The sequence below is a fragment of the Candidatus Rubrimentiphilum sp. genome (assembly GCA_035710515.1).
GTDB lineage: Bacteria > Vulcanimicrobiota > Vulcanimicrobiia > Vulcanimicrobiales > Vulcanimicrobiaceae > Rubrimentiphilum.
In genome coordinates, this window is the sequence record DASTDE010000002.1 from 51,872 (window position 1) to 62,983 (window position 11,112).

Consider the following 11,112-nt stretch of genomic DNA (forward strand, 5'->3'; position numbering starts at 1 on the left):
TTAGGCCGCGACGTGCAGTGCTACTTCCGAACGAGCTCGTGCGGCTAAATCCGCATCACTCGCCGGCATCGCAGCGATTTCATACCTCCGGAATTGGTTGAGCGCGCAGCCCAGGCGCACGTACGGAAGCGCCAGCGGAGGCGGCAAATTGTCGCGCCGGCGCAAGTCTGTCCGCAAGTGCGCGTCGTCGATCAGGAACCGCACGCGTTCGAATCCGCGACGCCGCAGCGTTTCGCAGACTGCCGTCAGCGCCGCATATCCGACTTCGCGATCCAATAAGGCCGGCTGGCGCTGCACGCGAAAGGCCACGCGCAGCACCCGCGGCTCTTGGAGCATTATGCGCACATAGGCAACGCCGTTGCCCGCGTCATCCGCCGCATACCCGACGGCCGCATGTATCGCTCTCATAGCCTTATCGTACCCCGAACGTATGTTCGGGTCAACCCCCAACGCGCAAGCGCGCCGGGGACCCCCGGGCCCTTTTAAAAGCGCTCCGGCGCAAGCGCCTCCGCGCCCCCGTGAGCAAAGCTCACGGGGCCCCAGTAGCCGCTTGGACCTCGCGGCTGCGGAGGGCCTCGTACAGCGAGGCCACGTGGCGGGACTGCTGGTCGATGCCGAAGCGTGCGGCCGCCCCGCGGTTCCGGGCCTGCTGCGCGTCGTCTTGGGCGTCGGGCAGCGCGTCGATCGCCTCAGAAAAGGCCTCTGGGGAGCTGGCGACGAGCCGGCCGGCCCCTCCCAGCACCTCCCGAACGACGGGTGCGTCAGCCGCGATCACAGCGGTTCCGGCCGCCAGGGCTTCCACCAGCACCAGCCCTTGAGTCTCGGTCACGCTCGGAAAAACAAACGCGTCAACGCTTGCATAAAGATCGGGCAGTTCGTCTCGTCCTACCTCGCCCAAAAACCGTACGCGTCCGCCTAAATTCAACTCGTTCGCGCGCGTCTCCAACGCTTCGCGCTCGGGGCCGTCGCCGGCGATCACCAGACGCGCCGAAGTCTTCGTCAGCGTCAGCGCATCGAGCAGCACTTCGACGTTCTTCTCGCGTCCCAAACGCCCGACGAAAAGCAACAGCCGGTCACCGGATCGCGCGCCCAGCGATTGCCGCAGATCCGCGCGCCGTTTTCCGGAACCGAAATGCTCGAGATCGATTCCGCTCGGAACGACTTCAATGTGTGCCGTAACGCCGATTTCCGCGAGTCTTTGACGCATCGCCGGCGTCGGCACGATCACCGCGTCGGCTAAGTTCGCAAAGCTGCGCGTCAACGTCGAGGCTGCGAAACGCGTCGCCTTCGGATCGAACGGCAAGTAGTGCACGTACTCTTCCAAACGCGTGTGGTACGTGTACACCAGCGGCACGTGCAACCGCCGCGCATAGCGCACACTCATCCATCCCGTTACGAACGGCGAGTGCGCGTGGAGCACGTCGAGATGGTTGATGATGCCGCGCCGGTTGCGGCGGCTGACCAGCGGAACGGTCAAACGGTACGGCGTCGAGATGGGCAGCGGCAGCGAAGGCATCCGCAGAGCTCCGTCGCCTTCATCCGATCCGGGGATATGGGGCGCGAAGCAGTAGACGTCGTGCCCCAGCGCGCGCAAGCCCCCCGCCAGCCCGTCGACCGATGCCACAACCCCGTTGATTATCGGGCGATAGACCTCCGTAAAAAAGCCGACTCGCATGGGGACGGTCATCTTTACAGGGGACGCCTGGTGGCGCCTCTAGGGGAAAGAGGGGGCACCTTCTTGGCTGTGACTTTTGGCATAGGCCGCCGTTCGTAAAGGCATGGTATAGTGCCCGGGATGCCGGGCGCCTCCCGAGGCTCCGGCACCGGAATAACCTTTCCTTGGCGTGTCCGACTCGGATCCGTCAACGCATACAACCGAACCGCGTACCACTGCCGCACCAAGGGCAGCTTGTAAGCCGCCTTTAGCCCCGCCGTGGGTTTTCGCAGAACAGGAGATGGGTTGATAGGACGTACTCACCGGCGCACGAGCGAGCTGATGGCCGCCGGCGCCCTAGTCCTGAGCCTCGTGACCGCAGGCTTTCTTAGTAACCCCCCTCCGGCGCTCGCCGCCGGCCCCGAAACCACCGCCCCGCAGCACTCCATCACGTTCGATTCGCAAGAACAAGAGACGGTATTGCTTTCGGCTGCGCGCACGGTCGGCGACTTCCTGAAAGAGCGCGGTATAACGGTAGGAGCGGGCGATTATATTCATCCGTCGGCCGATACGCTGATCACCGGCGACATGCAGATCGAATATTCGGCGGCGGTTCCGGTAACGTTCGTGAGCGGACAAACGCATCAAGAGATCGTCAGCAACGCGGCAGACGTCGGCGCTTTGCTCGAAGAGCGCGGCGTACATTTGGGAACCTACGACACCGTTTCGCCGTCACTGGCGGATCCGATCGTCGCCGGAGAAACGATCCGGATCACGCGGATTGCAAAATGGATTTCCGCGCAGAAGATTCACATTGCGCCCAAGACGATCAACGAGATCGATTTCGCACTGGCGCCCGGCAAGACGAAGATCGTTTCAGCCGGAAGCGCCGGCGTACGCTTGGCGATCATCAGTTTCGTCAGCACCGACGGCAAAGTGCAAAAACGCGTTCTCGCATCGCATCTTTTGCGCAAACCGAAAAACCGCATCTTGGCTGTCGGCGTCGGCACCTATGCGGCGTTTGCTGAGTTCGCGCAGCGCGGTCTGCAGAAAACCGCCTATATCGCCGCCGATGCTCTCGACATGGTCGCCACAGCGTATACTGCGGCGTGCTCGGGGTGCAGCGGATACACCGCGACCGGTTATCGCGCCGGGCGCGGTATCGTCGCAGTAGACCCGCGCATCATTCCGCTCGGCACCAAGCTCTTCATACCGGGATACGGCTTCGCGATTGCCGGCGACACCGGCGGCGCGATCGTCGGTCACCGGATCGACCTCGGATTCAATTCCGAGAGCGACGCGATCCAGTTCGGCCGCCGCCCAATAAAAGTCTACACGCTCCGCTAGAGAAAACGATGCTCCCATGCACGCGCGGGAGCTGCTCCGGCAATTCGGTTACCGCCCCAAGAAGCGGCTAGGCCAAAACTTTCTCATGGATTCCGGCGCGGCGGCTCGCATCGCGAGCCTCGTCGCGCCTGCTGCCGGCGCGCGCCTTCTGGAAATAGGTCCGGGAACGGGCACGCTGACGCAGGCGCTGCTCGAGACGAAAGCGGACGTCACCGCGATCGAAATCGACGAAGACATGGTACGCATTCTGCGCTCGCGCAACGATCTTGCCGGAGCCGCGATCGTGCACGCCGATGCACTAACCTTTGATTATGCAGCGTTTGCCGGCGGCGAAGCCTGGCGGTGTACGGGGAATCTTCCATACAATATCGCGACGCCGCTGATCATGCGTTTCATCGAAATGACCGGCGGGCCTGAGCTGCTGGTCGTCATGCTGCAAAAAGACGTGGCCGACCGTTTGCGCGCCAAACCCGGAGACCGCGCCTACGGCAGTCTCTCGGTCGCGGTTCAGTACAGGATGCAGGTCGAACGCGCGTTTACGCTCACTCCGCGCGTGTTCTATCCGCAGCCCAAGGTAGACTCGGCAGTCGTGCGATTGCAGCGGCTCGCAAGGCCCGCAGTAGCGGTCGCCGACGAGGCGCGCTTTCTGCAGGTCGTGCGCGGAGCGTTCGCGTACCGCCGGAAAACGCTCGCGAACAGTTTGTCGCTGGCGCTGGACATCGAACGCGCGGACGTAACGAACGCGCTACGGCAGCTCGATTACGATACGGAGATACGTGGAGAACAACTCGCAATCGGCGACTTTGCAAGAATCGCCGGCGTCCTTCCCGCCCGCTAGCAATTTTTCAGGACTCCGTTCGCTTGTAACGTTCGGGGCATTGTTCTTCGCCGTGATCGTCGGGAACGTGGCGCCGAGTATCCAATTTGTCATCGCGCACATGATGGATCGCAACGCGCTCTTGCATCCGCCCGCGGGCGTCTCTCTGGCCACCTTGGCGGGCACGGATTTGGCTGCGATCATCTGCCTAGTGGCGCTGCTGCCGTGGACGGCCCGCACATCGCTCGCAGGGCTCGGGTTTCGAGCGCCGACCGCGCGCACGATCGGCATCGCTGCGATCGGCGCGCTCGCCATGATCGTTCTGACGAACGGTTTGGCATCGTTGCTTGAAACCGCTTTGCACATCAAGGTGCCCGAACAAGCCGTCACCTTGTTCCTGAGCATGAAGACTCCGGCCGGCAAAGCGACGTTCGCGTTTATGGGTATCGTCCTCGCGGCAATCGCCGAAGAGCTGGTCTTTCGCGTCTTTCTTTTCAACGCGATCCGCAGATACGCCAATTTTTGGCTTGCGGCGACGGTAAGCGGCTTGCTGTTCGGATTCGCTCACGCGCAATTCGGTTTCACGCTCGCCCAAAACCTGATTCTCGCCGTGCCGCTGGCCATAGGCGGCATCATCCTTTGCGCCGTCTATGCCAAAACCAGAAATGCCTACGCCTCGATGATTACGCACGGCCTGTTCAATGCCGTTTCGTTCGTAGCTCTGTTCGTCGCGCCGCAACTCGCACAATGATGCTCGCCGTAGACGCCTGGAACCTCGCGGCCGACCGGCGCGGGATGGGGCGATACGTGCGGCGCGTCCTGTACGGTCTGCAAGCGCTCGGCGAAGATGATGTGAGCCTCATCGTCCGCGATCGGGGTACAGCGCAATCGCTGGAGGGCGAGTTCGACTATCCGCTGATTGAAACGCGCGAGTTGCGCAAAAAGCCGCCGCATACGGTGTGGTATCCATGGAACGGCATGCGTTTTGCACCGCATGCTCCATGCTTTGTCACGATCTACGATCCGTTTGCATTCACGTTTCCGCACAAAAACATCATCGCACGGGTGCGCGAACAAGCGCCCATTCGCCGCGCCGTGCGCGAAGCGGACGCGAAAGTCACGATCTCGGAATGGAGCGCCGGCGAGTTGCACAAACTGTTCGGCATCAATGCCGCCGGGATTGATGTGGTGCCGCCCGTCATCGAACCGTTTTGGCACCCCGTCGCGGCCGAACCCGGTTTGACATACGTGCTCTTCGTTGCCGGTCCGGACGAGCGCAAGAACGCGGCCTTACTTTTTGACGCGTTCGAGGCGGCATTCGAAGACCAAGCCGTCGAGCTGATGGTCGCCGGCGAACTCAACGCCGAGGATACGGGCAAATTCGAACGGATGCGCGCGCTCAAGCGGCGCGTACGGCCGGACGACGTAGAGCTGCGAAGCCTGTACTCCGGCGCCGTCGCCGTTGCCGTGCCGTCGCTGGCCGAGGGTTTCGGCTTGCCGGCGGTTGAGGCGATGGCGTGCGGCGCGCCGGTCCTCGCCGCCAATGCTGCGGCACTGCCCGAAGCCTGCGACGGAGGCGCACTATTGATCGATCCGAGCGACCGGATCGCTTGGCGTGACGCCTTGCTGAGCGTCCACAGGGATGCGCAACTGCGCGCGATGTTGCGGGAAGCCGGCCTGGCGCGCGTAGCGCGGTTCGATCCGCTCGCGCCGGCCCGCGGGATCCTGGAGGTTGTCCGGATGTTATCTTGAGCTGCGCGTTTCGTCCACAATAGCGCGCAGCCGTTCGACAAAACGCTCGGGCGAAAATTTCTCGGCGTGCGCGCGCAGCGTGCGCGGGTCGTACCGGGCCGGATCGAAGTTTTGCATCGCTTCGGCCAGCGCTTGCGCGGACGGCTCGTCAAAGAACTCGCCGGTTTGGCCCTCAACGATCGTTTCGAGTGCGCCGCCGGCGCGAAAAGCGATCGCCGGACGTCCCGTCGCGGCCGCCTCCAGCGGCACCAAGCCGAAATCTTCTTCGCCCGGTACGATCGCGGCTCGCGCATTTCCCAACAGACGATTCATCTCCGCGTCGTCGACGTACCCGGCCATCCGAACCCACGGGGACTCGGCTGCTAAGGCACGCAGCCGCCTTTCATCCGGTCCCGTGCCCACAACGACGAGCGCGACGTTCGCGATCGCAGCCGCACGGATCGCGAGTTCGATGCGTTTGTACGGCAGCAGGCGCGACGCAACGAGAAAATAGTTTCCTTCGCCCGTTCCCGCGCTAAAACGTTCGAGGTCGACAGGGCAGTGCAGCACCGTGCTCTCGCGCCCATAATACCGTTCGATGCGATCCGCGACGTTGCGCGAGTTCGCAATCAAACGCGTGGGCAGCTGCGCTGCGCGCTTATCCCACTCTATCAAGCGCCGGACAACCGGTCGAGCGACGAACGATGACCTGCCGACGTATTCGTCGTAGGCGAACGCAAACCGGCTGACGGTGTTCACATAACAGATGTGCACCGCACCCGGCGGAACCCGAATTCCTTTCGTCCATGCCGTCGTCGAGCTGACGATCGTGTCGAAGTCCGAGAAATCAAACCGTTCAAATGCGCGCGGATAAAATGGCGCGAGGTACCGGAAGTAGCGGTTCGCGCCGGGGATCGCATTTAAGTAGGAAACGCGCACGCGCTTGGGATCGACCAGATCGGCTGTCGCGTGCGGATCGTGCAGGGCCGTGTAAATGGGTGCGTCCGGGTAGGCGCGCGCGATGTGCGCGAAGACGCGTTCGGCGCCGCCCCGCTGATTTAGGTAATCGTGGACGAGCGCGACGCGCAAGCGGCCTATGGAGACGAGTTTTGCTGCGTCTCGCGCGGAAGCACGAGCGCGATGTTCGGCAGACCCAAATACTTGACGGCAACGCGCTGCAGGTCGGCGGCAGTCACGGCATTGATCGCCGCGATCGTCTGCGACACGTAGTCCGGCGGGAGCTGCCGGCTCACAAAAACGCTCGCCAGCCAAGCGCGATCGTGCAGCGACGTCGATTGTTCGAGGAAGCGGCCTACCGCGAACGCTTTCATGTCGCTGAGATCGCCTTGCAACTTGGCATGCCCCAGAACGTTCACGATCGTCAGTGCCGTCGCGAACACGCGCGTCGGGTCGCCGCCGCCGTCAACGTAGACGACGACGTTGGCGGGATGCGAATCGAAATTGTAGATTGCTCCGACGCCGCGCTGCGCTAGGGACGGCGTTGAAAGTGCCGGCACGCCGGCAACGTCGGCGAGCGTGCGCTGCAAGAGCGACGTCAGCACGAGCATCGCGCCGAAGTCGCGCCCCTGCAGATCCGGAGCTTTATACTGCGCAACCAGCCACGGCACCGGAATGTCCCGGCGCGCGATGAGTTGGCGCGAGTTCGAACTCAGGTCTGCCGTGGTTACCTTTGCGGCTACGGACGAGCCCGCAGGCAAAACATTCAGCACGTCGTCGAATGCGGCGGACGGCACGTTTTGGATTTTGCCGACAGTGCTGATGACTGCGCCGCCGCGCAGATAATGGGCCGCAAAGAAACTGCGCGCGTCGCTCGGGCGAAAACCGGCCAGCGTTTGCGGCAATCCCAACGGCGGCATGCCCGCATCGGAATTCTTGTAGAATGTGCGGTTGAGCATCTGCAAGCCGACGGCAAGCGCGAACTGTTGCGTCTGAGCACTTCGCGCGTTCAACGATTGGCGCGCTTGGCTGAGCGCTGCCGCGCTAAAATCCGGCCGCGCCAACGCGCTGCGAAAGAGCCCCAGCCCGGTTTCGTACGTGCCGGGCGTGCCTTCGAGATAGAAACGCACATCGTGCGGCCCGATGTCGTAGCCGATCGATCCGCCGTTGTCCGCGATCGCGTCTTGCAGTGACTCGTTGCCGGCTACGCGCGTCTGCAGAATCGCCTCCGCGACCAGCGCCGCGAGCCCATTCTGCGATGGGGTCTGACGGTCGAGTCCGGCCAGCACGCGTACCTGCGTACCGATCAGATCGGCCGCGGGATCGTCCTGGCGCACGAGCGTCCAGCCTATGCTGTTCGAAACGGAAAAAGTCGCCGATGCGCGCGCCGTCGCGCAGCAGAGGCACGAGACGGCGAGCAAAGCAACGAACGCAGCCAGTCGTTTCATGTCGCGCTGCTCGTTCCGGGCGTACTTTGAATCAAGTGCACGATGACCGGATGCGCGAGATACGTACGAACGGCCTGCGCAACGAATTGCGGGTCGAGCGAAGCGGCTGCAGCTAAATATGCTCCCGAATCGTTACCGGGAGCGTACTGCGCGTTGCCTTCGGCCGCATACCAGCCGGCGTTATCCGCACGGGCGACCGGCGTTTGGATCTGGCTCAAGATGTGATAGACGAACGCTTTTTGCGCGCGTGCAAAAACTGCCGCGTCCAGCGGCTTGGTCATTCCGGAAACCGCGTCGAGAATGTTCTGCTGCACGCTGCTCGCCGTGTCGCCCGAAACCGTGACGAGCAGAACGCCGGGATCGTGCAGCGTGATGAATTGACCCGTAACGAAGATGTCGGGGCGCGTGCGAATGCTCTGCGGCAGCGTGCCGTGATCGGGATCGAAAAGATAATCCGCCACAAAGTCCATGGCTGTAGCCGCGCGCGTATCGGAAATGCTCGGACCGGCCCATGCCACTCCTAAGCCCGCGGCGCGCGCGCTAACGGTGGATTCGCCCAGCTGAGCCGCGAGCTTTGAATCGAAGGGCACGTCAAGCGCGGGGCTCGCTGACGGCGGATTCACCGAGACCGCATTGCCGCCTAAAGAGATGACTGCATTCCCGGCTCGAAATGCTCGCGTCGCAAACGCCCGCACGTCGGACGGCGCGAGTGTTGCGAAGGCCGCCGCGTCCGGAACGGGCGCGTAATGCGCAGGGCCATCCGCGAACAGCCGCGCGAAGAGCGCGTCTTGCAGCGTGCGCGCGGAGTCAAAGGGTTGCTGAGCCGCCACGATCGCGCTGTCTTGCGCGGCAGCTTTTAGTCCGGCATCCGTTATCAGGCCGCTAAAATACGCGCCGGTCATGGCGCGCAGTACCGAAGCCGACGACGCGGCAGGTACGCTCGCGCCGATCATCGCGATGTCGGGATAAACTTCAATGGAAAGCGAACCGCCGAGCCGGTTCACGATTTCGCTGATCGACGATCCGCCGGCCGGCTTGGAAGCTGCGACAGCCGCGATTGCCATCCGGGCGATCCCGGGCGACTTGAGATCGTATCCGGCGGCCGGCGCGCGATACCACAGCTCGATCGCCGTAGTGGCGACCGTCGGATCGGAATGAACGGTAACGACTTGCGCCCGCGCCGGCGCGTTGAGCGCCGCTGCCAGACACAGAGCCGCCGCCGCACCGCGCACGGCTCGAACGATCATGCCGGTTCCGGTGAGATGTTGGGCGGCAGCCGCTTGGGTTTCTCCGCGCGCTTCCCTTCCTCGGTAACGGGCGCGGATGGCGGCGCAGCTTCCGCGGGCGGCTCGTCGCCGCGCACGAAAGGACGGCCTTCGAGGATCGCTTTGACCTCTTCACCTTCAACGGTTTCGTATTCGAGCAACGATCCGACCATGCGCTCGACTTTGTCCCAGTTTTCCAGCAACAGCGTGCGTCCGCGGTCGTAACAGCCTTCGATAATGCGGCGCACTTCGGTGTCGATCCGCGAGGCGATCTCTTCGGAGTAATTACGATCTTCGCCGAAGTCGCGTCCCAAGAAGACTTGGTGATTGCCGCGGCCGTACTGAATCGGCCCGAGCGTATCGGACATGCCGTACTGCGTCACCATGCGGCGCGCGAGTTCGGTGGCTTTCTCGAAGTCGTTGCTCGCGCCGGTCGTGACGTCTTTGAACTTGATCTCCTCGGCCAACCGTCCGCCCAGCATGCGGCTGACGATGGCCAGCAGCTCTTCTTTCGTTTGGCTGTGCCGGTCATCTTCGGGCAGCGACCAAGTGATGCCGAGCGCCATGCCGCGCGGAATGATCGTCACCTTGTGGATCGCGTCGCCCTTGTCGGTCAATCCGCCGACGATCGCGTGGCCGGATTCGTGATAGGCCGTGATCTCCTTTTCTTTTTGCGACATCACGATCGAACGGCGTTCGGGACCGACGATGACGCGATCGATCGCCTCGTCGCAATCGTTCATCTCGATCGTGGTCTTGTTGCGGCGCGCGGCCAGCAGCGCCGCTTCGTTCAGCAAGTTCTCCAGGTCGGCGCCCGAGAATCCGGGCGTGCGTTTGGCCAGCGTTTCCAGCGCGACTTCCTTGGCCAGCGGTTTATTGCGCGCGTGAATTTCGAGAATCTTCTGGCGGCCTCGCACGTCGGCGCGGTCGACGACAATTTGACGGTCGAAGCGTCCCGGACGCAAGAGCGCCGGATCGAGCACGTCGGGGCGGTTGGTCGCGGCGATCAGAATCACGCCGGTGTTTTGATCGAAGCCGTCCATCTCGACGAGTAATTGGTTCAGCGTCTGCTCGCGCTCGTCGTGTCCGCCGCCGAGCCCTGCACCGCGCTGACGTCCGACTGCGTCGATCTCGTCGATGAAGACGATGCACGGCGCCGACTTCTTGGCTTGGTCGAAAAGGTCGCGCACGCGCGATGCGCCGACGCCGACGAACATCTCGACGAAGTCGGAGCCGGAGATCGAGAAGAACGGCACGCCGGCCTCGCCGGCGATAGCGCGCGCCAGCAGCGTCTTGCCGGAACCCGGCGGTCCTAACAGCAGCACGCCTTTGGGAATGCGCGCACCCAACGCTTGAAATTTCTTCGGATATTTCAAGAACTCGACGATCTCGCCAAGCTCTTCTTTGGCTTCGTCAACGCCGGCCACGTCGTTGAACGTCACCTTGGGACGGTTCTCGGAGAGCGTCTTGGCGCGCGAGCGCCCAAACGAGAGCGCTTGATTTCCTCCGCTCTGCGCTTGCCGCAGAATGAGGAAGATGAGAAACGCGACGATGACAAACGGAACGGCGGTGAGAGCGAACGTCAGGACATTCGAAGAAGGCACGGTTTCGAATTTTACGCTGCCCTTTACGTGACGCATCACTTGATCGACGAACGCCGAGTCGCGATTTGGAAGCGACGTCATATAATGCGTGTTGTCCGTAAGCGTGCCGGTGACGTCGGTCCCGACGGCGTCGAACGTCTTTACTTGATTCGCAACGAGCTTCTGGTGGAACGCGTTGTAATCGAGCTGCACGACTTCCGTCGGCGGCACCACGATGCGCTGCACGATAAGGACAACCACGGCGAACGCGACGAGGATGAGGAGGATGGCCCGAATATTCTTGCTCACA

10 protein-coding genes are annotated in these 11,112 nt (G+C 62.9%); 4 read left to right on the forward strand and 6 right to left on the reverse strand.

What is annotated here, in order from left to right; genetic code table 11:
* On the reverse strand, positions 1 to 408 hold the full coding sequence (locus VFO29_06500) for a hypothetical protein (GenBank protein ID HET9393148.1): 408 nt from the start codon (positions 406 to 408) through the stop codon (positions 1 to 3).
* Between the two features lie 121 nt (positions 409 to 529).
* On the reverse strand, positions 530 to 1,675 hold the full coding sequence (locus VFO29_06505) for a glycosyltransferase (protein HET9393149.1): 1,146 nt from the start codon (positions 1,673 to 1,675) through the stop codon (positions 530 to 532).
* A gap of 285 nt (positions 1,676 to 1,960) precedes the next feature.
* Here VFO29_06505 and VFO29_06510 point away from each other — a divergent pair, with 285 nt between their 5' ends.
* From VFO29_06510 to VFO29_06525, 4 genes are read left to right on the forward strand one after another with little or no spacing between them, the layout of a single operon-like run.
* Positions 1,961 to 3,001, forward strand: coding sequence for a 3D domain-containing protein (locus tag VFO29_06510; GenBank protein HET9393150.1), 1,041 nt, complete (start codon positions 1,961 to 1,963; stop codon positions 2,999 to 3,001).
* Between the two features lie 16 nt (positions 3,002 to 3,017).
* Positions 3,018 to 3,839 (forward strand): 16S rRNA (adenine(1518)-N(6)/adenine(1519)-N(6))-dimethyltransferase RsmA, encoded by an 822-nt coding sequence (gene rsmA, locus VFO29_06515; protein HET9393151.1) that lies wholly within the window; start codon positions 3,018 to 3,020, stop codon positions 3,837 to 3,839.
* A gap of 40 nt (positions 3,840 to 3,879) precedes the next feature.
* On the forward strand, positions 3,880 to 4,569 hold the full coding sequence (locus VFO29_06520; GenBank protein HET9393152.1) for a CPBP family intramembrane glutamic endopeptidase: 690 nt from the start codon (positions 3,880 to 3,882) through the stop codon (positions 4,567 to 4,569).
* The gene (locus VFO29_06525; protein HET9393153.1) at positions 4,566 to 5,570 is read left to right on the forward strand and encodes a glycosyltransferase family 1 protein; all 1,005 of its coding nucleotides are present in this window, start codon (positions 4,566 to 4,568) and stop codon (positions 5,568 to 5,570) included. The genes VFO29_06520 and VFO29_06525 overlap by 4 nt, the downstream gene beginning before the upstream one ends.
* Here the strand turns inward: VFO29_06525 and VFO29_06530 are convergent.
* Genes VFO29_06530 through ftsH form a run of 4 tightly spaced genes read right to left on the reverse strand, consistent with a single transcriptional unit; the run spans position 5,562 to position 11,111 of the window.
* The gene (locus VFO29_06530; GenBank protein HET9393154.1) at positions 5,562 to 6,638 is read right to left on the reverse strand and encodes a glycosyltransferase; all 1,077 of its coding nucleotides are present in this window, start codon (positions 6,636 to 6,638) and stop codon (positions 5,562 to 5,564) included. The genes VFO29_06525 and VFO29_06530 overlap by 9 nt on opposite strands.
* A gap of 5 nt (positions 6,639 to 6,643) precedes the next feature.
* Positions 6,644 to 7,954, reverse strand: a complete 1,311-nt coding sequence (locus tag VFO29_06535) for a hypothetical protein (GenBank protein HET9393155.1) — start codon at positions 7,952 to 7,954, stop codon at positions 6,644 to 6,646.
* Positions 7,951 to 9,201 carry a hypothetical protein gene (locus tag VFO29_06540; protein ID HET9393156.1) on the reverse strand — a complete coding sequence of 417 codons (1,251 nt, stop codon included), beginning with the start codon at positions 9,199 to 9,201 and terminating at the stop codon, positions 7,951 to 7,953. Before VFO29_06540 ends, VFO29_06535 begins: the two co-directional genes overlap by 4 nt.
* Positions 9,198 to 11,111, reverse strand: coding sequence for an ATP-dependent zinc metalloprotease FtsH (gene ftsH, locus VFO29_06545; GenBank protein HET9393157.1), 1,914 nt, complete (start codon positions 11,109 to 11,111; stop codon positions 9,198 to 9,200). Before ftsH ends, VFO29_06540 begins: the two co-directional genes overlap by 4 nt.
* Position 11,112: the final 1 nt, after the last annotated feature.

Bases quoted from the DNA above. Each gene is read 5' to 3' on its own strand.
- VFO29_06500 (HET9393148.1), bottom strand. From the start codon at position 408: ATGAGAGCGATACATGCGGCCGTCGGGTATGCGGCGGATGACGCGGGC.
- VFO29_06505 (HET9393149.1), bottom strand. From the start codon at position 1,675: ATGCGAGTCGGCTTTTTTACGGAGGTCTATCGCCCGATAATCAACGGG.
- rsmA (HET9393151.1), top strand. From the start codon at position 3,018: ATGCACGCGCGGGAGCTGCTCCGGCAATTCGGTTACCGCCCCAAGAAG.
- VFO29_06525 (HET9393153.1), top strand. From the start codon at position 4,566: ATGATGCTCGCCGTAGACGCCTGGAACCTCGCGGCCGACCGGCGCGGG.
- VFO29_06535 (HET9393155.1), bottom strand. From the start codon at position 7,954: ATGAAACGACTGGCTGCGTTCGTTGCTTTGCTCGCCGTCTCGTGCCTC.
- VFO29_06540 (HET9393156.1), bottom strand. From the start codon at position 9,201: ATGATCGTTCGAGCCGTGCGCGGTGCGGCGGCGGCTCTGTGTCTGGCA.